Genomic DNA, 25,926 nt, shown 5'->3' on the forward strand with positions numbered 1-25,926 from the left:
ACACATGGGTGGCGCGCCCCGGCCTGTGCCGGACATAGGGGGATGGCATTTGACGTGCGATGAAGTGCTGCAGCACAGCGCAACTGGTGAGGCATTCCCTCGAATGCAGCGCACGGCGTGACCGACGCGCCATCCCGGGTGGAGGGCTCCGTGGCCGAATCTCTGACGCGCAGCGACAACCACCCGACGGAGTACCCGGTGCTTCCCCGGGAGCTGAAGAACGTTTCCGATGCCGTACGGCGCACCCCGCCTCCGCCGGTTCCACAACTGTTGCGGCCAAGCGCGATTCGGGTGGCCACGGACAGCGACGCTGCCCTGATCGCCGAGTGGATGAATCGGCCGCACCTGGCCGAGACCTGGGAGTACGACTGGCCGGTCGGGCGCTGGCGCCGCCATCTGAAAGCGCAGGTGGAGGGCGATTATTCGCTGCCGCTCATTCTGAGCATCGGTGGAGTCGACCGTGGCTACCTCGAAATCTACCGTGCCGCCAAAGATTCCATTGCCGACCGGTATGACAGTGAGCCGCACGATCTGGGTCTGCACGGTGCAATCGCCGACGAGGAGCTGGTCAATCGGGGTCTCGGCCCGATGCTGCTGCCCAAGATCGTCGCCAGCGTCTTGGCCGCCGACCCTGACTGTGAGCGGATCATGTTCGACCCGGATCACCGCAACACCACGGTGCGTGGATTGTGTGAGTTCGCCGGGTGCCGCTTCCTCGGCGAGCACGAGATGTCCAACCGCAGGATGGCGCTCTACCAACTCGACCGGTATACCGCCCGCAAATGGATGACCTGAGTACCAAATCGTCAATCCGGCTGACCGACAGTCGGTTGCAATCGAATCAATTGACCCGATACCGCAAATGAAAGGTGAGGCTGGGTCCCGTCGACCAGCCGGTTACTCACATATGACCGCTACCAATTCATCCACATCGCCCACTGTGACCGACGGGCTGATTTCGATCCTGCGCGACGATCTCGAACTGCCATGTCAGTCACTCAGTGCCAGTACACGTCTCGTCGACGACCTCGGGATGGATTCGGTTTCGTTCGCGGTGGGCCTGGTGACCATCGAGGAGAAGTTCGGTGTTCAGCTCAGCGAGGAAGACCTCATCACCTGCCGTACCGTCGGCGATCTGCAGTCCGTGATCGACCGCAGGAGCGCAGCGTGAACCCGCTCGCAGGCGCGCTGCGGGAGGCGATGGTCGGCTCGCCGCACGACCTGGTGGTCCTGGATCGTGACAGCGACAGCTGGCAGCGCCGTCCGTGGCCCGAGGTGCACGGGACCGCCGAGCACATTGCGGCCTACCTGCTCAACCGGGACCAGCCCGGCGCAGTGGGGCTGGTTGGCGAACCCACGCTGGAATTGATTGCCGCCATTCAGGGTTCGTGGCTGGCGGGTGCCGGGGTGTCCATCCTTCCGCGTCCCCAGCGCGGCGCCGAACCGTCGGAGTGGGCGCGCGCGACGTTGTCGCGGTTCAGCAGCATCGGCGTGACAACGGTGTTCAGTTACGGCGCCACCCTGCAGCTGCTGCGGGATGCAGGCTCTTCGCTGACCGTCTGCGATGTCGCCGACGCCGCACGCACACCGAACTCGACGCAACTGCGGTATCCCGACAGCGCAGACGTGGCCATCCTGCAGGGCACAGCCGGATCCACCGGCACCCCGCGCACGGCGGTGTTGACACCCGAGGCTGTGCTCAACAACCTTCTGGCGGTGACGCAACGATTGTCCCTGAGTCGCAACGATGTCGGGTGTACGTGGTTGCCGATCTATCACGACATGGGCCTGGCGATGGTGTTGGCGTCCACGATGTCCGGTATGCCGCTGTGGCTCGCGCCGACGGGCGCCTTCTCGGCAGCGCCGCTGCGATGGGCCGAGTGGCTGTCCGAATCGTCGGCGACCTTCACTGCCGGGCCGAATTTCGGATACTCGGTGCTCGGCCGGTTCTCCAACCGCGTCTCCGATGTCGACCTCGGCGCGGTGCGGATCGCGATCAACGGGGGTGAACCCGTCGATTGTGCCGGTGTCGATCGTTTTGCCATCGGCATGAGCCGGTTCGGTTTCAATCCGGGAGCGATGGCGCCCTCCTACGGCATGGCCGAGTCGACGTGCGCGGTGACCATTCCAGCACCAGGGGAGGGTCTGCGCATCGACATTCCGGACGCCGCCGACACCGGCCGGCGCTACGCGCTGCTGGGCCGTCCGGTGCCGGGCATGGAGGTCCGCATCGTCCCGTCTCCGCACGACGAGTCCGGCACGGCCGGCGAAGTCGAGATCCGGGGCTCATCGATGATGACGTCGTACCTGGGGGATCCCCCCGCCGATGCCTGCAGCAACGGCCAGTGGTTCCCGACCGGCGATATCGGTTACCTCGTCGACGGTGCACTGGTGATCTGTGGGCGTTCCAAGGAGATCATCACGATCGCCGGCCGCAACATCTTTCCCACCGAGATCGAGCAGGTGGTCGGCGAGGTGGACGGTGTCCGTGAGGGAGCGGTCGTCGCTGTCGGCACGGAATCCGGTGCTGCACAATCGCGTCTGCTGGTGGCGGCGGAGTTCATCGGGACCGAACAGGACGCCACTCGCAGTGCCGTCATCCGGCGGGTGGTGTCGGTGTGCGGTGTCACGCCCGCCGACGTCGTGCTGATGTCGCCGGGATCGTTGCCTCGTACGTCGTCAGGAAAGCTCCGGCGGCTCGAGGTCCGTCGCCAACTGGAGGCCGCGCGGTAGCCGCCTGGTCCGAGCGATGAGTTTTACCCTCGTCCCGAGTCCAATCAGCATCCACTGCTGACCGAACGGGAGAGACAACGTGGCCCAACTGCTCAAAGTCCAGAACTTCAACGTCTCCGGCGACGGATACGGCGCCGGTGAGAACCAGAGCTTTGAGCGCCCGTTCGGTCACGCCGATCCCGGGACGATGTTCGCTTGGGCCGGCGCCACGGCCAGCTGGCCCAACCGGACGGAGCCTGGCGGGAGCCGCGGCCTGGACGATTATCTGACCCGGGACTTTCACCACAACATCGGCGCCGAGATCATGGGCCGCAACAAGTTCAGTCCCTACCGTGGGCCGTGGGAGAATCACGCCGACTGGCAGGGCTGGTGGGGCGAGGAGCCGCCGTTTCACACGCCGGTGTTCGTGTTGACCCACCACGAGCGGCCCTCGTTGCGCTTATCCGACACCACGTTCTATTTCGTCGACGCGGATCCGGCGACCGTGCTGGAGCAGGCTCGGGCCGCCGCGCAGGGCAAGGACGTGCGGTTGGGTGGGGGAGAGAGCACCATCCGGGAGTTTCTCGACGCCGACCTGATCGACACCCTGCATGTCGCGGTGTCGCCGGTCGAGCTGGGAAGCGGGTCGCGACTGTGGGAGTCGCCCGATGAACTCGACGACCGGTTCCACCACGATGTGGTCCCGAGCCCCGGCGGCGCGGTCACCCATCATCTGTTCTGGCGCAGGTGACCGCGCCGGCCGGGCCTGCCTTTTGGAGCTCTTCGTCACGAGTGCGCGGCATGCTCGACCATCAGGTCGGCTGCCCGCGCGGCCAACGCCATGATGGTCAGGGCCGGGTTGGCCGCCCCCTGCGTCGGCATCACGCTGCCGTCCACGACGTAGAGCCGGTCCACCCCGAACACCCGATGTTCGGGATCGATGACGCCGTCCTCGGGCCGGGAGGCCATCCGGGCACCGCCCACCAGATGGGCATAGCGTTCGATGGTGATGACTTCCTCCGCGCCGGCCGCGCGCAGCATGTCGGACATCACCTCGGATGCCGCGGCGATCAGCTTCTTGTCGTTGTCGCACTGGCTGTAGCTGAAATGCGCCACCGGAAGGTCGTGGCGGTCTTTCTCATCCGATAGGGTCACCCGGTTGTCCGGCTGAGGTAGCAACTCGCACAGCGCGCCCAGGGTGGCCCAATGCACGTAGTCACGCATGTACTCGCGCAGCGTCTTCCCCCAATGCCCCTGTGCGGCCACATGTTCAGACCAGGTTATCGGCAAGGGGCTGACGTTCTGGATGGAGAACCCGCGGCGGTAGGGCTTGGTCGGATCGGTCTCGTAGAACTGCTCGGTGCTGGCTTCCGGCGGCGGTGCCTTGTACATCCTGATCTCGTCTTCGAAGCGTCCGGCCACCTGTGGAGCGCCCTGCACCATTACGTGGCGTCCGACGTGGTCGTGGTCGTTGCCCAGCCCCTCGGGGTACCCGGATGTCGCCGAAAGCAGCAGCAGCCGAGGAGTTTCGATGGCGTAGCCGGCGACCACCACCGCCCGGGCGCGCTGCCGGTGCCGGGTGCCGTCGTGCAGGTATTCCACGCCGGTTGCCCGGCGCTGCCGGTCGTCCACCAGGATCCGGGTGACATGGCTGTCGGGCCGGATCTCGGCACCGTGGGCCAGGGCGTCCGGGATATGGGTGATCAACGGGCTGGCCTTGGCGTTGACCTTGCAGCCCTGGATGCAGAAGCCACGGTAGATGCAGTGTGGCCGGTTCCCGAAGCGTCCGTTGGGAATCGCCACCGGACCCACTCGCATGTCGATGCCCAGGGCACGGGCTCCGCGCAGCGCCACCAAGCCGTTGCCGCTGACCGGATGCGGGCGGTGCGGATAACTGTGGGGGTCACCCCACGGCCAATCCTGGCCGGCCACCGGCAATTCCGCCTCGATCTGCTCGTAGTAGCTGCGCAGGTCGTCATAGTCGATCGGCCAGTCGGCGCCGACTCCGTCAAGACTGTGGGTGTGGAAGTCGGACGGGTGGAACCGGGGCGTGTAACCGGCGTAGTGCACCATCGATCCACCCACGCCACGGCCAGAGTTGTTCGAGCCCAACGGAACCGGGTCGGCGCCACCGATCTGACGCGGGTCGGTCCAATACAGACCGTGCGACCCGCGTTCATCACTGACCCAGTCGGTATCGGGGTTCCAGAATGGGCCCGCGTCGATGAGCACCACGGACCATCCGGCGCGGGCCAGGCGTTGACCCAGCGTCGCACCACCCGCCCCGGCGCCGACGATCACCACATCGACCTCGTCGTCCGCCTGGTAGCGGCGCATATCGGCCCTCAACCGGTGGTTGGTGCGCGACCCGTCGTTGGGAATCAGCCACGCCGAGGCGTTGCGGCGGCGCACCGCCGCCAAGCTATCCATCGGTACTCCGGTCGGGCAGGTCGTCGTCGAGACGGCGGGCCCGCTCGACGCGCACCGCGAACGGCACCGGATCGGCGGGCCGATGGTCACCCACCTCGAATTGTTCGCGGGCGTTGATGCCGGGGTTGAGATAACCGCGCGGGTAGGCCGGGCCGGGGAAGCCCATCTCGTTCCAGGCCCACGGATGTGAGTAGAAGGCCGTGCACGCGAATCGGGTCCACAAACTCCAGACATGGCCCGCGGAGGTGCCGTGCCACGTCTCACCGCGGTGGGCCAGATCCTGGACGTCCTGGAGCAGCCGGGCCTGGCGGTGGTCGTCGAGTTCGGCGAAACCGGCCCGATAACGCATGTGGGCGTCGGCATCGAGGCCGGCCAGGCTGTCGCGCCAGGCCTGCCGGTCCTCGGGCATGTCGTCGTAGTGCCAGCCGTCGGTTTCGTCGGTCGCCAGCCGCGCGTCGATCATGGCCAGCACCGGCACCCGCGGTTCACCGTCCTGGGCCAGCAGCAGATCCAACATCGGTTTGGCCACCCCGACCTCCGCCGGGGTGAAGAAGGCCAGGCTCGCAGGCAGCGCCAGCCGGGACAGCACGGCTCCGGCTGTCACCTGATCCCAGTCGTCGGCCCGGGCCAACACATCGAATCCGGCGAACCTGCCCCGACCCTGCGGGGTTACGCCCTGGTGTTCCGTCGTACGAAACCACATCAGCCTCAACCACCTTCGCTCGGGAATTGCTCGCGGCGCAGCACCGCGGCCAGCAGGCCCATGCCACCTACCAGCGAGGCGAGCAGGGGAGCGAACGTCGGCGGACCGGACTCCATGTTGTATTTCGTCAACCCACCCGGCCGTTGCCGGACACCACGCAGGTGCAGATATGTCCCCTGCAGACCGTTGGCGATGATCAGCACACTGGCGGCGGGCAGCACGGTGTGTGCGGCGCGGGCGGAGAGGAACGACGCCACCCCGGCGGGAACGGCGGTCGGCACGATGACGACCGGCCAGTACATCATCCGGTTGCCGAAGCTGGCGGCATCGTGGGACAGGTAGATCTCGGCGGTGGTGATGGCCGCACCGGCGGCGGTGAGTGCCGACAGCGTTCGTTCGAAGCGTCCGGTGCGGATCGCCCGCACGGCGGCTCTGACGGGATTCATGACGGGTCCTTATCTTGGGATTCGTTGGCGTGGCGGAGGTTCCAGCCGGCCGCGGCCATCGCGACCGCGCCGGCTGCCGTGGCGCCGACCGGGGCCGCGTGCTGGCGGAGCCACTGTTGCGGTGAGTGGCGGTGTGACCGGTCGTCGAAGACTCCGTGCGCGCCATGGTCGGTTCCGGCGTCGCCGTCCAGTGGGGAGAACAGGTTGTCCGGTCGCTGGTCGTCGGCGGGTTCGTCGGTCTGTTGGCTGTCGTAACCGGTTCTGGCCAGATATCTGTCCAGCACCGAGGGCATCAACCGCTGGCCGACGATCGTGGCCGCCGTGCTGAGCCCGACCCAGTACTCTTTCCGGGTCGGGTGATCGGCAGCGAAAGTGATTGCCTTGGCTGCGATCTCGGGTTGGTAGATGGGCGGAACCGGTTGTGGCCGGCGCGGCAGTCGCGAGCGCACCCAGGAGAACTGCGGGGTGTTCACGGCCGGCATCTGCACCACGGTGACGTGGACGTTGCTGCCTTCGTGCAGGAGCTCGACGCGCAACGACTCGGTGAAACCGTTGATGGCGTGCTTGGCGCCGCAGTATGCCGACTGCAGCGGAATCGACCGAAAACCCAGAGCCGAGCCGACCTGAATGATGGTGCCTGCGTCGCGGGGACGCATGCGAGCCAGCGCGGACATGGTGCCGTATACGAAACCCAGGTAGGTCACCTCGGTGACTCGCCGGAACTCCTCGGGAGTGATGGTGGCGAACGGCGCGAACACCGAAGAGAACGCGTCGTTGACCCAGACGTCGATGGGCCCGAACGTCTCTTCGACTTCGGTGGCGGCCGCGTCGACCTGATCCGGGTCGGCGACATCGGTGATCACCTGAATGGCTTGGCCGCCGGCCTTGTGGACTTCCTCGGCGGCGGCTGCCAGGCCTGCGGCGCCGCGCGCCAGCAGTGCGACACGATCCCCGCGGGACCCGAATGCCCGCGCTGCGGCGCGTCCGATGCCGCCGCTGGCCCCCGTGATTACGACGGTGCGGGGTGATCGAGATGATCTGGTGGACACGGCGACTCCTTTCGGTGAGTGGCCGGCCTGTCGGCCAGCCGTAGTGAGGCTTCGATGAGAAGTGCGTGGGCGAATGCCTGTGGGATGTTGCCGCGAAGTTGACGTTCCACCACGTCGAATTCCTCGCACAACAACGCCGGTGGCCCCCCGACCGCACGGTTTCGCTCGAAGTGGCGGACGGCGGCCACCTCGTTGCCCAGCTGATGGTTGGCCAGGGCAGACCAGAAGCCGCACAACACAAATGCGCCCTCGGCGGCCCCCAGCGGCCGGTCGTCGTGGCGGAAGCGGTAGACGAAGCCGTCGTCGGTGAGCTCGGCGCCGACGGCGCCCACGGTGCCGACGCTGAGCGGATCGTCGGCAGGGACGGCGCCGCGGATCGCGGCGACCAGCAGCGCCGCGTCGACGCGTGGGTCGTCGGGCGCGCGTTGCCAACGGCCGCTCGGGTGCCGACAGTCGGCAGTGCTGGCAAGAATGGTGTCGGCCAGCGACTCGGCGGCGGCGGCTTCGGGGGACGGGATGAACGGTGCGATGGCACGTAGCCCGGCCACGCACGTCAGCCGGGAATGGGTCCACCGCCGCGTTTCGGTCTCCCAGACACCGGCATCCGGCTGTTGCCATCGCGATCCGATCGCGGCGACGGCTGTCTGGACGGCACGGTGTAGCTCGGCGTCGATGTGACCGTGGCGGGCCGAAGCCGCGAACAACAGCAGCGCCTCGCCGAAGACGTCGAGCTGGAACTGGTGCTGGGCTCGGTTGCCGAGAATGTCGGAACCGCCGGGATATCCGGGTAGCCGTAACGAGCTTTCGTCGGTCACCGGCCCGCCGTTGGCGGTGTAGACCGGCTTGAGGTCGGGCCCGTCGCTGGACAACCGTTGGACCACGAAGTCGACGGCATCGTCGAGCAGAGGATGGGCGGCGTCGACAGCGGCGGCCTGTCCGATGTAGCACTGATCGCGGATCCACACGTACCGGTAGTCGTAATTACGTCCGGCGTCGGCGCGTTCGGGCAGGCTCATCGTGGCCGCGGCCACGGTGCCGCCGCCGGCAGCGGTCATGCCCTTGAGTACCGCGTACGAATGCCGCGCGTCACTGGCGGCGATGCTGGTACTGAACGCGGGAACGTCGGCACGCCAGCGGTTTTCGGTACGCCGCCACAACGCATCGGGATCGGGAGGCGGTTCGGCAGGACCAGGCAGCGAAAACTCGACCACGGTGTCGAGGGAGCCGCCCTCGGGCACTTGCAGCTCGGCACACAGGGCGACACCGCTGTCCCGGGACACCGTGGCGTGCGACAGTCCGGACAGCCGCATCTGCAATTCGCCGACCATGGCATGCCAACGACCGTCGTGATCGCGGACCAGATGTGTCATGGCTCGCCGTTCGAAGCCGGCCGCCGGGGAGAACACCGCCTCCACCCGGGCGTCCCCGCGGACTGCCATGAGCCGACGTAGCAGAACCGCCCGCCGGGTGTGACCGGGATAGGCCAGGGCTTCGCGACATTCGATGATGCTGTCGCGGGTGACCCACCGGGAGCGCCAGATCAGACTGCCTTCTTCGTAATGCCCGCCCCAGACGAATTGCTCGGCCGGGGTGATCGCGTAAACGCTTCGGCCGCCGATCAAGGAGGAGAACACCGCGTCGTCATCCCATCCCGGCACGCACATCCAGCACACGTCGCCACGCGGACCGATCAGGGCCCCACGCTGCCCGTCGGCCAGCAGCGCATACTCCCGCAACACATGCGGTTCCTCGATCGCGTCGCGAACAACTCTGGCCATTGCCCTCTGTTCTTCGGTGCTGCCGGACGATCTGCCGGATGGATAGCGCAAGGGTTCCCCGGCAGAATTTGTCCAAACCGGGAAGTTCTGCGGAATGCACAACTTGCGAACTGCAACTAAACTGGCCGGATCGTGAAAGCTGAACGTTTGCTGACAGACCGCGGTACGACGGACGACGCCGACGAGTACGCCGTACAGCTCGAACGCGCCACCCGCGGCCTGCTCGCCGTCAACGTCATGGCCCTTGAGCATTTCGAGAAGCGCGTCGGCCTGTCGTCCCTGCGGGCACTGCAGTCACTGGGACGCACCGGACCCTGCCTGGTGAGCGAGCTGGCCCAGGCCTTACAGGTTGCGGTGTCGACGGCCAGCAGGCTGGCAGACCGGCTCACGGAGTCCGGACTGATCACCCGCGGTGTCTCCCCGCAGAACCGGCGCGCCACCCGCCTGGACCTGACCGACGAGGGAAGAGCCGTTTTGCAGGATCTGGTAGAACATCGAGTCGCGCTGTTTCGCGAGGTCACCGCCGTCGTCGGACACAGCGAGCGCGACGATCTCCTCCGCGGGGCCACGGCCTTCACCGCGGCCTATCGTGCGCTGGTCGACACCGACAACCCAGGTGCGGCAGACCCGGGATGAGCGCCGGTCCCGACCCGACGGCAGGTTTCGGCACGCGGCGTGCGGGTAATGCACTGCCCTGGTCGGCCGTCACAACCCGCTGAATTATCTATCCGGACAGCGCCATTCACCGAGCCGACCGGAGGGAGATCCTGCTCATGACGGCGGTCACCGCCTATCGCGGTCTGCTTCGTTCGATCGACCTGCACGTCGAGGACACCGGCGGCCCGGGACGGCCGGTCGTGTTGATCCACGGCTGGCCGCTGACCGGGGAATCCTGGTCTCCTCAGGTCCAGGCCCTGCAATCGGCGGGCTACCGCGTCATCACCTATGACCGCCGCGGATTCGGGCGCAGTGACACGTCCCTGGTGGGTTACACGTACGAAAGCCTGTCCGACGACTTGTCGGCACTGATGGAAGAACTCGACCTACGCGATACGACGCTGGTCGGATTCTCGATGGGTGGCGGTGAAGTCGCCAGCTACTGCGCACGCAAAGGCACTGCCCGCGTGCGCAGTGTGGTGTTCGCGTCGTCGGTCACGCCGTACATGCTGCACACCAAGGACAATCCCGAGGGGCCGCTGAGCAAAACCCAGGCCGCTCAGATGGCGCTGTCGCTGACGAAGAACCAAGACGAGTTCTACGACGAGATGATGACCGACGTGTTCTCTGCAGGCGGACAACTGGCGGTCAGCGAGGAGCAACGCCAGCAGGCGGTGGCGATGTGCCGGCAGGCCAGTAAGAACGCCGCGCTGGCCTGCCTGACCGCATTCGGCAACACCGACTTCCGCGAAGATCTGCCGCGGGTGACGGTGCCCGGTCTGGTGATCCACGGCGACGCGGATACCACGGTGCCGTTCGCCGGTTCCGGGATGCGCACCCACGGCGCACTGCGCGACAGCCGTCTCCACGTCATCGAAGGCGGACCCCACGGCATCCCGATGAGTCATACCGACGAGTTCAACCGGGTGCTGCTGGAGTTTCTCGCCGAGGACTTCGCCGCGACGCGGTGATCAGTCGCGGGTCCGTATGCCACGCTCGAACGTCCGGATGACCGCAGGGGCGGCCGCATGCCGCGGCATCAGACCTTCCTTGGAGTCCTGACAGGCCCAGTTGACCAGGCCGAAGAGCGCGTGCTCGATCCACAACGCACTCGATTCCGGGTCGAACACCCCCTCGGCCTGGCCACGCTCGATCAGGCTGATCAGCCTCTTGGAGTCCGGCAATGCCTCCGGTGGCATATCGCGCGTCACCGCGGGATCGTTGAACAGGAACAGAATCCGGTTGCCGACCGAGATCATCGCGTTGATCACCCGGCGCATCGCGTCGACCGGACATCCCTCCTCGGGTGCGGCCGCGGCGACGGCCTCGCCCACCACCCGTACCGAATCGACGATGGTCTCGTTGATCAGGCACTCCCGATCGGGGAAGTAGCGGTGCACCGTGGTGCGGCCGACCCCGGCCGCCCTGGCTATGTCAGGCAGGGTTGCCGTGCGATCGTCGGCCAGAACGGCTGCGGCGGCCTCGATGATCGCACCACGGGTGCGTGCCTGTGTAGCCGAGAGCTCGCCTGTGCTCATGCGCAGATGATAGCCACGCGGTCGCCCGGCGAACCGTCGATCACCGTCTGGCCACCGGTATCGGGGCGGTCCGGTCGGACAGGAAGCGCGCGGGCCGCTGGCGCACCGGCAGTGGCCACCAGAACCAGCGGCCGAGGATCGCGGCGATCGTCGGGGTCATCAGCGAGCGCACCACCAGGGTGTCGAACAGCAGGCCCAGGCCGATCGTGGTACCGCCCTGCCCGATCGCGATCAGATCGCTGGTGGCCATCGACGCCATCGTGAACGCGAAGACCAGGCCGGCGGCGGTGACCACACCGCCCGTGGCGCCCATGGCCCGGATGATCCCGGTGTTGATGCCTGCGCCGATCTCCTCTTTCATCCGCGAGACCACCAGCAGGTTGTAGTCCGAGCCGACCGCCAGCAGGATGATCACCGAGAACGCCAAGGTCATCCAGTGCAGGTCGATGCCCAGCAGATACTGCCACACCAGCACCGACAGCCCGAATGAGGCGGCCAGCGACAGGATCACGGTGCCGACGATGACGAACGAGGCGATCAACGCGCGGGTGATCACCAGCATCACGATGAAGATCAGGGTGATGGCGCCGACGGCCGAGATCAGCAGGTCCCACTGGGCACCGACCTGAATGTCCTTGTAGGTTGCCGCCGTCCCGCCGAGGTAGATCTTGGCGTCGGCCAGCGGCGTGGTCTTGATTGCCTCCCGGGCCGTCTTCAGGATCGGGTCGACGTGCGAAATCCCTTCTGTGGTAGCCGGATCCACGTCATGGGTGATGATGAACTGTGCGGCCTGCCCGTCCGGTGACACCATGAGATCCAGCCCGCGTTTGAAGTCGGGGTTGTCGAATGCCTCGGGTGGCAGGTAGAACGAGTCGTCGTTGCGGGCATCGTCGAACGCCTGGCCCATCACCGATGCGGTATCGGTCATCTTGCCGATCTGGTCGACCAGCCCGTTGAACGTGCTGAACATCGTTTTCATGGTGCCCTGCATGGACTTCGAGATCGCGATCATCGGTGGCAGCTGCGCCACCAGCTGTGGCATCAGCTGATCCATCTCGTTCATGTTCTTCACCGAGTCCGAGAGGGTCTCGGTCATGGTGTCGATGCCGTCGAGCCCGTCGAACAGCGATCGCATGGAGTGGCACATCGGGATGTCGTAGCAGTGCGGTTCCCAGTACAGATAGTTGCGCATCGGCCGCATGAAATCGTCGAAATCAGCCATGTGATCCCGCATTTCGTTGGTGCTGGCCTGCATCTCGTTCATGCTCGCCGTGAGCTCGTGGGTGATGTCCGTCATCCGGTTCATCAAGCCCAGCATGTTCTCCATGATCGCGATCATCCGGCCGAGATCATCGGTGAGCGTGTTCATGTCGCCCATGCGTTCGCGCAGGAACTGCAGGTTCTCGGTCATCGACACCGATTGCATGCTCACCTGGAACGGCACCGAGCTGTGCGCGATGGGCCGGCCCAGCGGCCGGGTGATGCTCTGCACACGGGCCACGCCGGGCACCCGGATCAACTCTCGGGCAATCTTGTCGAGCACGATCATGTCGGCGGGGTTGCGCAAGTCCCGCCCCGCGTCCACGAGCAGCAGGTCGGGGTTCATCCGAGCAGCGGTGAAATGCCGTTCGGCCGCGGCGTATCCGACGTTCGACGGGAGATCCTTGGGGATGTACAACCGTTCGTTGTAGGAAGTCTGGTAGCCGGGCAGGGCCAGCAGCCCGATGAGTGCGACGGCGATTGCCGCAACCAGGATGGGGACCGGCCAACGGACCACCGAGGTGCCGAGCCGGCGCCAGCCGCGGGAGCGGAGCGTGCGCTTGGCGTCGAGCAGGCCGAACCGGCTGCCCGCGACCAGCATCGCCGGCGCCAGGGTGAGCGAGGCCAGCACCACCACGGACATGCCGATGGCACTCGGGATGCCCATCGAGCTGAAGTAGTTCAATCGGGTGAAATGCAGGCACAACATGGCGCCGGCAACCGTGAGCCCGGAACCGAGGATGACGTGGCCGACACCGTGGAAAGCGGTGTAGTACGCGGCTTCTCGGTCTTGACCCTTCTGCCGCGCCTCCTGATAGCGGCCGACGAGGAAGATCGCATAGTCGGTGCCCGCCGCGATGGCCAACGAGGTCAGCAGGCTCACCGAGAAGGTCGACAAGCCGAGCAGTCCGGCGTGACCGATGGCCGCCACCACACCGCGCGCGGCCGACATCTCCAGCAGCACCACGATGAGCATCAGCAACATCGTGGCGATCGACCGGTAGACCACGATCAGCATCACCGCGATCACGGCGATCGTCACGAAGGTGATCTTGATCATGCTCTTGTCGCCGGCCTCGTTCATGTCCGTGGTGAGCGGACCCTGGCCGGTGACATAGGCTTTCACGCCTGCGGGCGGACGGGATTCGTCGATGATCTTTCGGACCGCGGCGACCGATTCGTTGGCCAGCGTCTCGCCCTGGTTGCCGGCGAGGTTCACCTGAACGTAGGCGGCTTTGCCGTCGGTGCTCTGCGAGCCCGCCGCGGTGATCAGGTCGCCCCAGTAATTCTGAACGTGCTGAACGTGTTTGGTGTCGGCCTGCAGGGTGCGGACCAGCTCGTCGTAATAGTGGTGGGCTTCGGTGCCCAGCGGCTCGTCACCTTCGAGCACCACCATGGCGATGGTGTCGGAGTCGAACTGGTCGAAGCGCTCACCGATCTTCTTCATCGCCACCAGCGCCGGGGCGTCCTGCGGTGACAGCGACACCGAATGCTCGTGGCCGACCACCTCGAGCTGGGGGACCAGCGCGTTCAGCACGACGACGAGCACCACCCAGGCCAGGATGATCGGGACGGCGGCGACGCGGATGACGCGGGCGATGCCCTTGCGTTCAGTGGTGGCGCTGTGGTTGCTCATGCGGCCTTGTCCAAGCAGAAGGCCTGGGCGTTGTGCTGGGTCACGGTCTGGTCGTCTCGGACCTCACCGTTGACGACGATCCGGCAGCTGATCACTTCGCTGTCTCCTTGGGCGACCACGTTGGCGAACACCGTGGGCAGGGTGGTGATTACTTCGTGCCGCCAAGGCAACGAGCTGAAACTCTCCGTGTGGGGTTGGGCATCGGCATCGAGGTAGCTGACGTGGCCGCTGGTCCCGCTGGGCCCGGTTATCTCGTAGACCACGCGCTTGGGGTTGAACTCGACGATGTCGTCGCCGGCGGCTGCTCCGGGATCGGTCGTGATGTGGGTGCCGAAGATGCCGTGCATGCGGTTCATCGCGAATCCGCTGACGGCCACGGCGGCCACCAGAACCAACGGAATCCAGAAGCGTTTCGCCAGCCGAAATACCGTCGCCACGGCACATCCACCTCTCCGGATCGGCGCACGCCGACGGAGAAACGCCCCGACCGCGCTGTCAACCGGATGAACGTAACAGCCCCTTAGTGGATCAACAACGTTCCATTAAGGAATCTTGATCTTCCTCACAGTTGCTTCCCAAATGGAATTTTTAGCCCCCAACGAGGCAGCACGCGCGGCGCGACGGCGTCGAGAACTGGTTGCCTCGAACGTATTTCGTCTCGGGAACCGACCGCGGCGGAAAACGCGGTCAGGCGGTGAGCGGTTTGCTTGCCGAGATCACCGGCAGTAGGCCATCACGCCGGCGGTGACAGCGCCCGCCTCAGTCGGCGGTGTGCACGATCAGGATGTCGATCTTGACTCGACGGGCGATGGTGGCGGGCACCGAGCCCAACAGGCGTCCGGCGACCGAGTCCAGCCCGATGTCACCGACGACGATCAGATCCGCGTTTACCTCTTTGGCCAGCTTCACGAGTGCGTCGACCGGCGCACCTTCCACGGCACGCTCGGCGATGTCGGCGGCCCCCGCGGCCTTCGCCCGGTCGCGGGCCACCTGAAGGATCTCGTAGACCGGGGCAGCGCCGTGCATCTTGTAGCCCTCGCTGCCCAGACTGTCGGCGGCGCGGGTGTCGACCACATGGTCATGCGACGGCGGCCTGGACCAGCCGCCCTTCTCGACCACGGGTTGGTAGGCGCTCGCGATGATGAGCTTCGCGCTCTCCTGCGCGGCCACCGTGGCGGCGCGGTCGACCGCCCGTAACGACGAGTCCGAGCCGTCGGTGCCGACGACGATCGTCCGATAGGTGCTCATGTCGTCTCCGAACTGTCGACTACCAGGACAGACAGACCTTAGTGCACGTGAATCTTCCGGCGGTGGAGATTGGCTTCGTGCCGCATGAGGGGGTCAACCGAACTATTGAGCGAGCACTCGACCGACATGGAGTTGCCGGATGTGCGGGGTACGGTGCGCTCAAGAACGAGAGCGCACGTCAAACGAACGAGACATGGCACCCCCGACAGGATTCGAACCTGCAACCGACCGGGTAGAAACCGGATGCGCTATCCGTTGCGCCACGGGGGCAAGTCGGACCACCACAATTTACACCGCGTGGGTGTCGTTGCCGAAACAGATATGCACCACGTGGGCTGCTCGAACCGCACGGACAAACACCTTCCGCCGATCGACGAAACCCGTACCTCGGCGTGAGGCGGGCGACGCGCGACGGACGCCCGGCAAAGCCCTCCCGGGGCGGCGGCAGCGGACTAGCGTGGACGCCACACTGGTGGCCAGGGGACGGGAGAGGGACCGCGTGATGAGTGACGTGCCGGAGTTGGACGCGGCCGGACTACCCGAAGAGCTGAGTGCCGTCGACCAGCTGTTGCATCGAGGAGAGGCGAATCCGCGCACCCGGTCCGGGATCATGGGCGTCGAGATCCTCGACACCGCACCGGATTGGGACCGTTTCCGCGCCCGCCTCGACTATGCGTCACGCAAGGTGCTTCGGCTGCGGCAGAAGGTCGTCATGCCCACCCTGCCCACAGCCGCCCCGCGCTGGGTCGTCGACCCCGACTTCAACCTCGACTATCACGTGCGCCGGGTCCGGGTGCCCGCACCGGGCACGGTGCGTGATGTTTTCGACCTGGCCGAGGTGGCTTTGCAATCGCCGATGGACATCACCCGGCCGCTGTGGAGCGCCACGCTGGTCGAGGGTCTGGCCGACGGCCGAGCCGCCACCATCCTGCACCTGAGCCACGCGGTGACCGACGGTGTCGGCGGGGTCGAGATGTTCGCCAGCATCTACGACCTCGAACGCGATCCGGAACCCACCGCCGCGGCGCCACTGCCCATTCCGCAGGACCTCTCACCCAATGACCTGATGCGCCAGGGCATCAACCGACTTCCCGGATCGATTGCCGGTGGCGTTCTTGGCGCGCTCGGGCAGGCCGCCCGAGTGGCGAGCAAGGTCGTGCGCGATCCGGTCTCGGCGGTCAGCGGCGTGGTGGACTACGCGATGTCCGGTGCCCGGGTGATGAGTCCGGCCGCCCACCACTCACCGTTGTTGCGTCGGCGCAGCTTGTCTTCGCGCTCAGAGGCGATCGACATTCCGTTCGCGGATCTGCACCGGGCGGCCAAGGCCGCCGGTGGTTCGATCAACGACGCCTATCTGGCCGGGTTGTGCGCGGCGCTGCGGCGGTACCACGACGCCAAGGGCATCCCGTTGGAGACGCTGCCGATGGCGGTGCCGGTCAACCTGCGGTCCCAGGACGATCCGGCCGGCGGCAACCGCTTCGCCGGAGTCAACCTGGCTGCGCCGATCGGGATCGTCGACCCGGAAACCCGGATCAAGGCCGTCCGGTCGCAGATGACGAGCAAGCGCGAAGAGCGCGCGATCGACATGGTCGGCTCGATCGCGCCCGTGCTGAGCCTGCTGCCTGATGCCGTGCTGGAGTCGGTGGCCGGGTCGGTGGTGAACTCCGACGTGCAAGCCAGCAACGTCCCGGTCTACCCCGGCGACACCTTCGTCGCCGGGGCCAAGATCCTGCGGCACTACGGGTTGGGGCCGCTACCCGGGGTGGCGATGATGGTGGTGCTCATCTCGAGGTCCGGGTACGTCACCGTCACGGCGCGGTACGACCGGGCCGCCATCACCGACGAGCCGTTGTTCGCACGTTGCCTACTGGAGGGATTCGACGAAGTGCTGGCGCTGGGCGGGGACGGCCGGGCGGCACCCGCGTCGTTCATTCTCGACGATGCCGCGCCGAAAAAAGGTGTCGGCCAATGACTTCAGAACAGGACAAGGTGAGGCCCATGCGGCTGCCCGGCACCCTGGCCGAGATCGAGGCCAGCCCCGAGGGCCCGGAGATCGGTGCCTTCTTCGACCTGGACGGCACCCTGGTGGCCGGATTCACCGGGGTGCTGATGACCCAGGACCGGTTGCGCCGCGGCCAGATGAGCGTGGGGGAGTTCATCGGGATGGTGCAGGCCGGGCTCAATCACCAGCTGGGCCGCTCGGAGTTCGAGGACCTGATCGGCAAGGGCGCCCGGATGCTGCGAGGAAATTCCCTCAGCGATCTCGACGAACTGGGCGAACGGTTGTTCGTCAAACATGTGCAGGGGCGGATCTATCCGGAGATGCGGGCGATGGTCCGTGCTCACCAGGCTCGCGGCCACACCGTGGTGCTGAGTTCGTCGGCGCTGACGGTTCAAGTCGAATCGGTGGCCCGGTTTCTGGGTATCGACAACGTGCTGTGCAACAAGTTCGAGACCGACGACAGCGGTCTGATCACCGGCGAGGTGGCCGCGCCGATCATCTGGGGTCCGGGTAAAGCCCGTGCGGTACAGAACTTTTCGGCAGCCAACGGGATCGACCTGGCCAAGAGCTACTTCTACGCCGACGGGGACGAGGACGTCGCCCTGATGTATCTGGTGGGCCATCCGCGGCCGACGAATCCCGCCGGCAAGCTCGCCGCCGTCGCGGCGAAACGCGGATGGCCGGTGCTGAAGTTCACCAGCCGCAGCGGCAGCAGCCCGGTCGCACAACTGCGCACGCTGGCCAGCCTGGCCACCATCCCGACGGTCGCTGCCGGTGCCGTCGGCCTCGGGTTGCTCACCCGGAACAAGCGCACCGGGATCAACTTCTTCACGTCGAACTGGAGCAAGCTGCTGATGCTCACCACCGGCATCGAGCTCAACATTCTCGGTGAGGAGAATCTGACCGCCCAGCGTCCCGCGGTGTTCATCTTCAACCACCGCAACCAGGCCGACCCGATGATCGCGGGCCGGCTGGTCGGCGTCGACTTCACCGGCGTCGGAAAGAAAGAGCTCGAGCGCAACCCGCTGATGGGCCCCCTCGGCAAGGTGATGGATGCGGCCTTCATCGACCGGGACGACCCTGAGAAGGCGGTCGAAGGCCTGCACAAAGTGGAAGAGCTTGCCCGCAAAGGCTTGTCGATCCTCATCGCCCCTGAGGGCACCCGGCTTGACACCACCGCGGTCGGCCCGTTCAAGAAGGGGCCGTTCCGCATCGCGATGGCCGCGGGCATCCCCATCGTGCCGATCGTGATCCGCAATGCCGAGGTGATCGCGGCCCGCGATTCCAGCACATTCAACGCGGGGAAGGTGGACATCGCGGTGTATCCGCCTATCCCGGTGGATGATTGGACCGTCGACAACCTCGGCGACCGCATCGCCGAGGTCCGCCAGATCTACCTCGACACCTTGGCATCCTGGCCGCACGACGAGCTGCCGACCTTCGACATCTATACGCGGCCGGCCAAGAAGGTGCCCGCCAAGAAAGCATCCGCCAAGAAAGCACCCGCAAAGAAGGCATCCGCCAAAAAGGCTGCGCCCAAGTCGGTCAACCCGAACACCGGCTCGACGGCCGAGGGCCGACCGTGACGGCCTTGGAGGATTTCCCCAGTTTCAGCACCACCGATGACGCGTTGGTGCTCGCGTCCGTGTCCTCGGCCGCCGAACTCGAACTGCTCAACGACTGGCTCAAGGCGCACCGGCACGACCATCCCGATTCCACCGTCGAGGTGTTGCAGCTGCCGGCCACCGATGAACCGGCGCCCGGGGTGTTGGCCCGGCTGGTCGAGGAACTCGAGGCCGACGAGGACCGGTTGGTGGTCCCGGTCCGGGTGTTCTGGGTGCCCGGCGGACTGCCCACCCGATTGAAGGTGGTCGGGCTGATCTCCGGTCGCGACACCTACCGTCCGCCCGAGATGCTGCAGCGGCGCATCTTGCGCAAGGACCCGTCGCGGGCCCGGATGGTGGCCGGCGAACCGGCCAAGGTGTCGGAGTTGCGCAAGCAGTGGAGTGAGACCACCGTCGCCGAAAACCCCAGGGAATTCGCCCGATTCGTGCTCCGCCGGGCGGCCCTGGCGATCGAGCGGGTCGAACTTCGCCTGCTCGGCCCCGAATACAAGTCGCCGCGGCTGGTCAAACCGGAGATGCTCGACTCGGCCCGGTTCCGGCAGGGCCTCGAAGAGATCCCCGGGGCCACGGTGGAGAAGGCCGGCGAGATGCTCGACGAGCTCTCCACCGGATGGAGCCGGTTCTCGGTGGACCTGATCCCCACGATGGGCCGGGCGATCTTCAGCCGCGGTTTCGATCCGCGCATCGACTACGACCGCTCCGAGATCGAGTCGATGCGCCATGCGCTGGAACGGCATCCGGCGGTGCTGCTGTTCTCACACCGGTCCTATCTCGACGGCGTGATCGTGCCCGTGGCGATGCAGGAGAACCGGCTGCCCCCGGTGTACACGTTCGCCGGGATCAACCTGTCTTTCGGCCTGATGGGTCCGTTGTTCCGGCATTCCGGCGTCATCTTCCTGCGCCGTAAACTCGACGACCCGCTGTACAAGTATGTGCTGCGCCAGTACGTCGGCTACATCGTGGAAAAGCGCTTCAACCTGAACTGGTCGATCGAGGGCACCCGGTCGCGGACCGGAAAGATGTTGCCGCCCAAGCTCGGACTGCTGGCCTACGTCGCGAATGCCTACCTCGACGGCCGCAGCGAGGACATTCTGCTGCAACCGGTGTCGATCAGCTTCGACCAGTTGCACGAGACCGCCGAGTACGCGGCGTATGCCCGTGGTGGCGAGAAGACGCCGGAGGGGTTGAGCTGGCTCTACAACTTCATCAAGGCCCAGGGTGAGCGCAACTACGGCAAGATTTATGTCCGCTTCCCCGAGGCCGTGTCGATGCGTGAGCACCTGGGGGAGCCCAACGGGGCCATCGCTCACGACGAGGCGGCCAAACGGCTGGCGTTGCAGAAGATGGCCTTCGAGGTGGCCTGGCGCATCCTGCGCGCCACGCCGGTCAACGCGACCAACCTGGTCTCGGCGCTGCTGCTGGGTGCCCGCGGTGTCGCGCTGACGCTCGATCAGTTGCACCACACGTTGCAGGACTCACTGGATTACCTGGAACGCAAGAACACTCCGATGACCAACAGCGCGCTGCGACTGCGCACCACCGAAGGGGTGCGCTCAGCCGTCGACGCGCTGTCCGGAGGCCACCCCGTGACCCTGGTGGAGGGCGGCCACGAGCCGGTGTGGCGGATCGCCCCCGAGGACGAACTGGAAGCGGCGTTCTACCGCAACTCACTGATCCATGCCTTCCTGGAGACCTCGATCGTCGAGTTGGCGCTGGCCCATGCTGCCCACGTCACCGATGACCCACTACAGGCCTTCTGGGATCAGGTGATGCGGCTGCGCGACCTGCTCAAGTTCGATTTCTACTTCGCCGATTCGGTGGCGTTCCGCGACAACATCGCCGAAGAGCTGTCCTGGTACGACCGCAGCCCGGAAGGCCAGACCGCGGGCGGCTGGGAAGCCACGGTCCGCGCCGGCGGCGACGGCATCTATGGCATGTTGCGCACCAAGAAGCCGCTGTTGGTGGGTGCCATGTTGCGGCCGTTCTTCGAGGCCTACGGGATCGTCGCCGACGTGCTCCGCGACGCCCCGCCCGAGGTGGGCGAACGGGATCTGACCAAGCGGGCGCTGGGTGTGGGACGCCAGTACGTCGCGCAGGGCCGAGTGTGCAGCAACGAGTCGGTCTCGGCGCTGCTGTTCGCCACCGCGCGGCAGGTGGCCGCCGATCAGGGTCTCCTGACGAGCGGCCCGGACCTGCGGACGCGCCGGGACGCGTTCCGAGACGAACTGCGCGGCATCGTCGCCGACATGGACAAGGTCGACGAGATCGCGCGCGAACAGTTCTACTTCCGGGAGAAACAGCGCCGCGCGCAGCGATACCGCTCGACCTGACCGGACCGGCGGGCACGGCGTGGCGGGCGCCACGCCATACCCTTGAACCATGACTTCTGCCGGCCGGGTGACCGCCTCCAGCGTGCGTAACAGCGCGGTGTGGCCCGTACTGGTCGGTGTCGGCCTGCTCGCCGGAGCGGTGGCGGCGGGTATCGGCGCGCTGTCGCTGGCCGACGCCCTGACCGCCACCGGCCTGCCCGATCCCGGCCCGGTGACCACCTACGGGTTGCCGTTCGTGCGCGCCGCGGGGGAGATCGCCGCCGTCGTCGCGGTGGGGGCATTCCTGTTCGCGGCGTTCTTGGCGGCGCCCCAGGCCAACGGCGTGCTCGACGTCGCCGGCTACCGGGCGCTGCGGCTCGGTTCGGCGGCCTCGGGGGTGTGGACAGTTTGCGCGGCGCTGCTGGTGCCGTTGACGGTCTCCGACGTGTCCGGGCAGCCACTGCTCGAGCACCTCGGTCCCGCCGACGTGTGGTCGGCGGCGGATCTGGTCGACGTTGCCGCCGCCTGGCGCTGGACGGCGATTCTGGCTGCCGCGGTCACCATTGCCAGCCTGCCGGTGCTCCGCTGGGGATGGACGCCGGTGCTGCTGGGCGGGTCGCTGCTGACCTTGATGCCGCTTGTCCTGACCGGACATTCGTCGGCCGGCGGCGCTCACGACCTGGCCACCAACAGCCTGTTCATCCACCTGGTGGCCGCGGCGTTGTGGGCCGGCGGCCTGCTGGCCCTGCTGGCCCACGCCATGCGAGGCGGATCCGACGGCTCGAACACCGCGCTGGCCGCGCGCCGGTTCTCGGCGTTGGCGCTGTGGTGCTTCGTCGCGATGGCCTTCAGCGGTGTGGTCAACGCGTTGGTGCGGATGCAGCCGGCCGACCTCGTGCACACCACCTACGGCTGGCTGGTGCTGGCCAAGATCGTGGCGTTGACCCTGCTCGGCGTACTGGGGTGGGCTCAGCGCCGGGTGAGCCTGACCGCCCTGGCCGCCGACCCTGACTCGCGGGGCCCGCTGATCCGGTTGGCGCTGACCGAGGCCGCGCTGTTCGGCGTCACCTTCGGCATCGCCGTCGGCCTGGGACGGACTCCGCCACCGCCGGAAGGGAGGACCCCGACCGCCGCCGAGGTGGCGATCGGATACGACTTCGCCGGCCCACCGACAGTGACACGCATCCTGTTCGACTGGCGATTCGACCTGCTGTTCGGCACCGCCGCGATCCTCGGGGCGACGGTCTACCTGGCGGCGATGTACCGGCTGCGCCGTCGCGGTGACGCCTGGCCGGTGGGCCGCACGATCGCCTGGCTGCTGGGCTGCGCCACGTTGCTGTTGACCACCTCGTCGGGGCTCGGTCGCTACATGCCGGCGATGTTCAGCATGCACATGATCGCCCACATGTTGCTGTCGATGCTGGTTCCCATCCTGCTGGTGCTGGGGGCGCCGGTGACCCTGGCCCTGCGCGCGTTGCCGGCCGCGGGCCGCGGATCACCGCCCGGCCCGCGAGAATGGCTGCTGGCCGCGCTGCACTCGCGCGTATCGCAGATCCTGACCCAGCCGATCATCGCGACCGTGCTGTTCGTGGCGGGTTTCTACGGCCTGTATTTCGGCGGCATCTTCGACGCCGCGGTGAGCAACCACGCCGCCCACGTGCTGATGAACGTGCATTTCCTGCTCTCGGGCTACCTGTTCTACTGGGTGGTCATCGGCATCGATCCGACCCCGCGGCCGATCTCGCACCTGGTCAAGATCGGCATGGTGTTCGCCTCACTGCCTCTGCACGCGTTCTTCGGCGTGGTGATGATGGGCATGGACACGGTGCTCGGCGAGTCGTTCTACCGCTCACTGCAGCTGCCCTGGCATACCGACCTTCTCGGTGATCAGCACCTCGGTGGTGGAATCGCTTGGGCTGCAGGCGAAGTCCCGTTGGTGATCGTGATGCTCGCCTTGCTGATCCAGTGGCGCCGCAGCGACCAGCGCACCGCGAAGCGCCTGGACCGTGCCGCCGACCGTGACGACGATGCCGACTTGGCGGCGTACAACGCCATGCTCGCCGAGATGGCGCGGCGCGACCGTCCCTCGGGCTGAGCGGAGTTATCCCCAGCGCGCGTTTCATCCACAGCCGACGGTGTTGCGCGGTCGTCTTCGTGCCCACTGTCGGGGCGCGGACGGTCAATGGCTGCGTAAGGCGGTCGCGACGCTTCGGCACCGGGCCGCCGGAATCGATGAAGCGAAAGGAACCCCAATGTTCGAGACCCCGTTCACCATCGTCGGAAACATCATCACCAACCCGGTCCGGCTGCGGTTCGGCGATCAGGACCTCTACAAGTTCCGGGTGGCCAGCAACTCGCGGCGGCGCCTGCCGGACGGCACCTGGGAGTCCGGCAACTCGTTGTACGTGACCGTCAACTGCTGGGGGAATCTGGCCACCGGCGCGAGTGCCTCGTTGATGAAGGGCGACGCCGTGGTGGTCACCGGGCACATCTACACCAGCGAGTACGACGACAAGGAGGGCGTGCGGCGGTCGTCGGTGGAGGTGCGGGCCACCGCGGTCGGGCCCGATCTGTCCCGCTGCACGGCCAAGGTGGCGCCGTTGCCGAGGCCGACGGCCCCCGTGGCCGATCCGGAGCCCGGTGACGTGGAGCATGACCCGGAAACCGAGGTCGACGCGGGCGACCTGCCACTGTCGGCCTAGCCACATTCGGCCACGCCTAGGATGGGTCGCGAGCAAGTCGGGCTTGCCGCGCCACGATGCGCGCGCGCCCATCCGACGTACCTGCAGAGCTTGACGAAAGGCACCTCACGGCATGGCCGAATTCATCTACACGATGCGCAAGGTCCGCAAGGCGCACGGCGACAAGGTCATCCTTGACGACGTCACGCTGAACTTCCTGCCCGGCGCCAAGATCGGCGTCGTCGGCCCCAACGGGGCCGGTAAGTCCAGCGTCCTGAAGATCATGGCCGGCATCGATCAGCCCAACAACGGCGACGCCTTCCTCGCGCCCGGCGCGACTGTCGGCATCCTGATGCAGGAGCCGCAACTCGACGAGAACAAGACGGTTCGCGAAAACGTCGAGGAGGGCGTCGCCGTCAAGGCCAAGCTCAATCGCTACAACGAAGTCGCCGAGCTGATGGCCACCGACTACTCCGACGAGCTCATGGAAGAGATGGGCAAGCTGCAGGAGGAGCTCGACGCCGCCGACGCCTGGGACATCGACTCCCAGCTGGAGCAGGCGATGGACGCCCTGCGCTGCCCGCCGCCGGACGAGCCGGTGACCCACCTCTCCGGTGGTGAGAAGCGACGCGTCGCGCTGTGCAAGCTGCTGTTGAGCAAGCCGGACCTGCTGCTGCTCGACGAGCCCACCAACCACCTGGACGCCGAGAGCGTGTTGTGGCTCGAGCAGCACCTGGCCAGCTACAAGGGCGCCATCCTGGCCGTCACCCACGACCGCTACTTCCTCGACAACGTCGCCGAATGGATTCTGGAACTCGACCGCGGCCGGGCCTACCCCTACGAGGGCAACTACTCGACCTACCTGGAGAAGAAGGCCGAGCGCCTCGAGGTTCAGGGCAAGAAGGACCAGAAGCTGCAGAAGCGGCTGAAGGAAGAACTGGCCTGGGTCCGCTCGGGCGCCAAGGCCCGGCAGGCCAAGAACAAGGCCCGCCTCGGTCGGTACGAGGAGATGGTCGCCGAGGCCGAGAAGTCGCGGAAGCTCGACTTCGAGGAGATCCAGATCCCGACCCCGCCTCGGCTGGGCAATGTGGTGGTCGAGGTCGAACACCTCGACAAGGGTTTCGAGGGCCGCACCCTGATCAAGGACCTGTCCTTCACCCTGCCCCGCAACGGCATCGTCGGCGTCATCGGGCCCAACGGCGTCGGCAAGACCACGCTGTTCAAGACCATCGTCGGGCTCGAGCAGCCCGACAGCGGCACGGTCCGGGTCGGTGACACGGTCAAGCTGTCCTACGTCGACCAGAGCCGCGCCGGAATCGACCCGAACAAGACTGTGTGGCAGGTGGTCTCCGACGGCCTGGACTACATCGAGGTCGGCCAGAATGAGATCCCGTCGCGCGCCTACGTGTCGGCGTTCGGGTTCAAGGGGCCGGATCAGCAGAAGCCCGCCGGCGTGCTGTCCGGTGGTGAGCGCAACCGACTCAACCTGGCGCTGACCCTCAAAGAGGGCGGCAACCTGATCCTGCTCGACGAGCCGACCAACGACCTCGACGTCGAGACCCTGTCCTCGCTGGAGAACGCGCTCGAGCAGTTCCCGGGCTGCGCCGTGGTGATCAGCCACGACCGCTGGTTCCTGGACCGCACCTGCACGCACATCCTGGCGTGGGAGGGCGACGACGACAACGAGGCCAAGTGGTTCTGGTTCGAGGGCAACTTCGGTGCCTACGAGGAGAACAAGATTCAACGTCTCGGGGCCGAGGCTGCTCGTCCACATCGGGTAACCCACCGGAGACTGACCCGGGACTGACCCGTGACGAGCTAAAGGGCGCAGGGGGGTCGTCGACGCTACTAA

General features: G+C 66.6%; 21 protein-coding genes and 1 tRNA gene. 12 read left to right on the forward strand and 10 right to left on the reverse strand.

From position 1 onward, the window contains the following. Nucleotides 1–198 precede the first annotated feature (198 nt). From A5699_RS06735 to A5699_RS06750, 4 genes are all read left to right on the forward strand, one after another. Nucleotides 199–795: a GNAT family N-acetyltransferase gene (locus tag A5699_RS06735; RefSeq protein ID WP_067767495.1), complete on the forward strand. Its 597-nt coding sequence runs from the start codon at nucleotides 199–201 to the stop codon at nucleotides 793–795. Between the two features lie 67 nt (nucleotides 796–862). Further along, the gene (locus A5699_RS06740; RefSeq protein WP_082957603.1) at nucleotides 863–1,171 is read left to right on the forward strand and encodes an acyl carrier protein; all 309 of its coding nucleotides are present in this window, start codon (nucleotides 863–865) and stop codon (nucleotides 1,169–1,171) included. Further along, nucleotides 1,168–2,733: a long-chain-fatty acid--ACP ligase MbtM gene (mbtM, locus tag A5699_RS06745; RefSeq protein WP_067767243.1), complete on the forward strand. Its 1,566-nt coding sequence runs from the start codon at nucleotides 1,168–1,170 to the stop codon at nucleotides 2,731–2,733. Before A5699_RS06740 ends, mbtM begins: the two co-directional genes overlap by 4 nt. Before the next feature lie 79 nt (nucleotides 2,734–2,812). Further along, a complete protein-coding gene (locus tag A5699_RS06750; RefSeq protein WP_067767246.1) occupies nucleotides 2,813–3,463 on the forward strand; it encodes a dihydrofolate reductase family protein in 651 nt (216 codons plus the stop codon). Nucleotides 3,464–3,498: 35 nt separating this feature from the next. Here the strand turns inward: A5699_RS06750 and A5699_RS06755 are convergent, their stop codons facing one another. The 5 genes from A5699_RS06755 to A5699_RS06775 all read right to left on the reverse strand — a co-directional run bounded on the left by A5699_RS06755 (nucleotide 3,499) and on the right by A5699_RS06775 (nucleotide 9,118). After that, nucleotides 3,499–5,049, reverse strand: a complete 1,551-nt coding sequence (locus A5699_RS06755) for a GMC family oxidoreductase (RefSeq protein WP_231965636.1) — start codon at nucleotides 5,047–5,049, stop codon at nucleotides 3,499–3,501. 85 nt (nucleotides 5,050–5,134) lie between these two features. Beyond that, nucleotides 5,135–5,845 carry a gluconate 2-dehydrogenase subunit 3 family protein gene (locus A5699_RS06760; protein ID WP_067767253.1) on the reverse strand — a complete coding sequence of 237 codons (711 nt, stop codon included), beginning with the start codon at nucleotides 5,843–5,845 and terminating at the stop codon, nucleotides 5,135–5,137. A gap of 5 nt (nucleotides 5,846–5,850) precedes the next feature. Next, nucleotides 5,851–6,291, reverse strand: coding sequence for a hypothetical protein (locus A5699_RS06765; protein WP_067767257.1), 441 nt, complete (start codon nucleotides 6,289–6,291; stop codon nucleotides 5,851–5,853). Continuing rightward, nucleotides 6,288–7,340: an SDR family oxidoreductase gene (locus A5699_RS06770; RefSeq protein ID WP_067767260.1), complete on the reverse strand. Its 1,053-nt coding sequence runs from the start codon at nucleotides 7,338–7,340 to the stop codon at nucleotides 6,288–6,290. The genes A5699_RS06765 and A5699_RS06770 overlap by 4 nt, the downstream gene beginning before the upstream one ends. Continuing rightward, nucleotides 7,301–9,118 carry a glycoside hydrolase family 15 protein gene (locus A5699_RS06775; RefSeq protein ID WP_067767263.1) on the reverse strand — a complete coding sequence of 606 codons (1,818 nt, stop codon included), beginning with the start codon at nucleotides 9,116–9,118 and terminating at the stop codon, nucleotides 7,301–7,303. Before A5699_RS06775 ends, A5699_RS06770 begins: the two co-directional genes overlap by 40 nt. 132 nt (nucleotides 9,119–9,250) lie before the next feature. Between A5699_RS06775 and A5699_RS06780 the strand changes: the two genes are divergently transcribed. Further along, on the forward strand, nucleotides 9,251–9,754 hold the full coding sequence (locus A5699_RS06780; protein WP_231965629.1) for a MarR family winged helix-turn-helix transcriptional regulator: 504 nt from the start codon (nucleotides 9,251–9,253) through the stop codon (nucleotides 9,752–9,754). Between the two features lie 137 nt (nucleotides 9,755–9,891). Further along, entirely contained in the window at nucleotides 9,892–10,746 is an 855-nt protein-coding gene (locus A5699_RS06785; RefSeq protein ID WP_067767268.1) for an alpha/beta fold hydrolase, read from the forward strand. Here the strand turns inward: A5699_RS06785 and A5699_RS06790 are convergent, their stop codons facing one another. The 5 genes from A5699_RS06790 to A5699_RS06810 all read right to left on the reverse strand — a co-directional run bounded on the left by A5699_RS06790 (nucleotide 10,747) and on the right by A5699_RS06810 (nucleotide 15,727). After that, nucleotides 10,747–11,313 carry a TetR/AcrR family transcriptional regulator gene (locus tag A5699_RS06790; protein WP_082957604.1) on the reverse strand — a complete coding sequence of 189 codons (567 nt, stop codon included), beginning with the start codon at nucleotides 11,311–11,313 and terminating at the stop codon, nucleotides 10,747–10,749. It abuts the gene before it with no gap. 40 nt (nucleotides 11,314–11,353) lie between these two features. Continuing rightward, nucleotides 11,354–14,209, reverse strand: a complete 2,856-nt coding sequence (locus A5699_RS06795; RefSeq protein ID WP_067767271.1) for an RND family transporter — start codon at nucleotides 14,207–14,209, stop codon at nucleotides 11,354–11,356. Continuing rightward, a complete protein-coding gene (locus A5699_RS06800; RefSeq protein ID WP_067767274.1) occupies nucleotides 14,206–14,646 on the reverse strand; it encodes an MmpS family transport accessory protein in 441 nt (146 codons plus the stop codon). The genes A5699_RS06795 and A5699_RS06800 overlap by 4 nt, the downstream gene beginning before the upstream one ends. A gap of 322 nt (nucleotides 14,647–14,968) precedes the next feature. Further along, the gene (locus A5699_RS06805) at nucleotides 14,969–15,457 is read right to left on the reverse strand and encodes a universal stress protein (protein WP_067767277.1); all 489 of its coding nucleotides are present in this window, start codon (nucleotides 15,455–15,457) and stop codon (nucleotides 14,969–14,971) included. Nucleotides 15,458–15,651: 194 nt separating this feature from the next. Beyond that, nucleotides 15,652–15,727 (reverse strand) — tRNA-Arg (locus tag A5699_RS06810). A 232-nt stretch (nucleotides 15,728–15,959) separates the two neighbouring features. Between A5699_RS06810 and A5699_RS06815 the strand changes: the two genes are divergently transcribed. The 6 genes from A5699_RS06815 (at nucleotide 15,960) to ettA (ending at nucleotide 25,881) form a co-directional block, all read left to right on the forward strand. Continuing rightward, nucleotides 15,960–17,429, forward strand: coding sequence for a wax ester/triacylglycerol synthase family O-acyltransferase (locus tag A5699_RS06815; RefSeq protein WP_067767280.1), 1,470 nt, complete (start codon nucleotides 15,960–15,962; stop codon nucleotides 17,427–17,429). Nucleotides 17,430–17,455: 26 nt separating this feature from the next. After that, a complete protein-coding gene (locus A5699_RS06820) occupies nucleotides 17,456–19,045 on the forward strand; it encodes an HAD-IB family hydrolase (protein WP_067767283.1) in 1,590 nt (529 codons plus the stop codon). After that, a complete protein-coding gene (locus A5699_RS06825; protein ID WP_067767286.1) occupies nucleotides 19,042–21,414 on the forward strand; it encodes a glycerol-3-phosphate 1-O-acyltransferase in 2,373 nt (790 codons plus the stop codon). The genes A5699_RS06820 and A5699_RS06825 overlap by 4 nt, the downstream gene beginning before the upstream one ends. Before the next feature lie 49 nt (nucleotides 21,415–21,463). Then, nucleotides 21,464–23,488 carry a cytochrome c oxidase assembly protein gene (locus A5699_RS06830; RefSeq protein ID WP_067767291.1) on the forward strand — a complete coding sequence of 675 codons (2,025 nt, stop codon included), beginning with the start codon at nucleotides 21,464–21,466 and terminating at the stop codon, nucleotides 23,486–23,488. A gap of 157 nt (nucleotides 23,489–23,645) precedes the next feature. Further along, nucleotides 23,646–24,095 (forward strand): single-stranded DNA-binding protein, encoded by a 450-nt coding sequence (locus A5699_RS06835; protein ID WP_067767294.1) that lies wholly within the window; start codon nucleotides 23,646–23,648, stop codon nucleotides 24,093–24,095. A 112-nt stretch (nucleotides 24,096–24,207) separates the two neighbouring features. Further along, nucleotides 24,208–25,881, forward strand: a complete 1,674-nt coding sequence (gene ettA, locus A5699_RS06840) for an energy-dependent translational throttle protein EttA (protein WP_067767297.1) — start codon at nucleotides 24,208–24,210, stop codon at nucleotides 25,879–25,881. The last annotated feature ends 45 nt before the right edge of the window (nucleotides 25,882–25,926 follow it).

The sequence above is a fragment of the Mycobacterium sp. E802 genome (assembly GCF_001666875.1).
Classification (GTDB): domain Bacteria; phylum Actinomycetota; class Actinomycetes; order Mycobacteriales; family Mycobacteriaceae; genus Mycobacterium.

What these genes read in the sequence shown, in the direction of transcription:
- A5699_RS06740 (WP_082957603.1), top strand. Translation starts at nt 863, where the DNA reads ATGAAAGGTGAGGCTGGGTCCCGTCGACCAGCCGGTTACTCACATATG.
- A5699_RS06755 (WP_231965636.1), bottom strand. Translation starts at nt 5,049, where the DNA reads ATGCGCCGCTACCAGGCGGACGACGAGGTCGATGTGGTGATCGTCGGC.
- A5699_RS06760 (WP_067767253.1), bottom strand. Translation starts at nt 5,845, where the DNA reads ATGTGGTTTCGTACGACGGAACACCAGGGCGTAACCCCGCAGGGTCGG.
- A5699_RS06765 (WP_067767257.1), bottom strand. Translation starts at nt 6,291, where the DNA reads ATGAATCCCGTCAGAGCCGCCGTGCGGGCGATCCGCACCGGACGCTTC.
- A5699_RS06775 (WP_067767263.1), bottom strand. Translation starts at nt 9,118, where the DNA reads ATGGCCAGAGTTGTTCGCGACGCGATCGAGGAACCGCATGTGTTGCGG.
- A5699_RS06785 (WP_067767268.1), top strand. Translation starts at nt 9,892, where the DNA reads ATGACGGCGGTCACCGCCTATCGCGGTCTGCTTCGTTCGATCGACCTG.
- A5699_RS06790 (WP_082957604.1), bottom strand. Translation starts at nt 11,313, where the DNA reads ATGAGCACAGGCGAGCTCTCGGCTACACAGGCACGCACCCGTGGTGCG.
- A5699_RS06795 (WP_067767271.1), bottom strand. Translation starts at nt 14,209, where the DNA reads ATGAGCAACCACAGCGCCACCACTGAACGCAAGGGCATCGCCCGCGTC.
- A5699_RS06805 (WP_067767277.1), bottom strand. Translation starts at nt 15,457, where the DNA reads ATGAGCACCTATCGGACGATCGTCGTCGGCACCGACGGCTCGGACTCG.
- A5699_RS06815 (WP_067767280.1), top strand. Translation starts at nt 15,960, where the DNA reads ATGAGTGACGTGCCGGAGTTGGACGCGGCCGGACTACCCGAAGAGCTG.
- A5699_RS06820 (WP_067767283.1), top strand. Translation starts at nt 17,456, where the DNA reads ATGCGGCTGCCCGGCACCCTGGCCGAGATCGAGGCCAGCCCCGAGGGC.
- A5699_RS06830 (WP_067767291.1), top strand. Translation starts at nt 21,464, where the DNA reads ATGACTTCTGCCGGCCGGGTGACCGCCTCCAGCGTGCGTAACAGCGCG.
- A5699_RS06835 (WP_067767294.1), top strand. Translation starts at nt 23,646, where the DNA reads ATGTTCGAGACCCCGTTCACCATCGTCGGAAACATCATCACCAACCCG.
- ettA (WP_067767297.1), top strand. Translation starts at nt 24,208, where the DNA reads ATGGCCGAATTCATCTACACGATGCGCAAGGTCCGCAAGGCGCACGGC.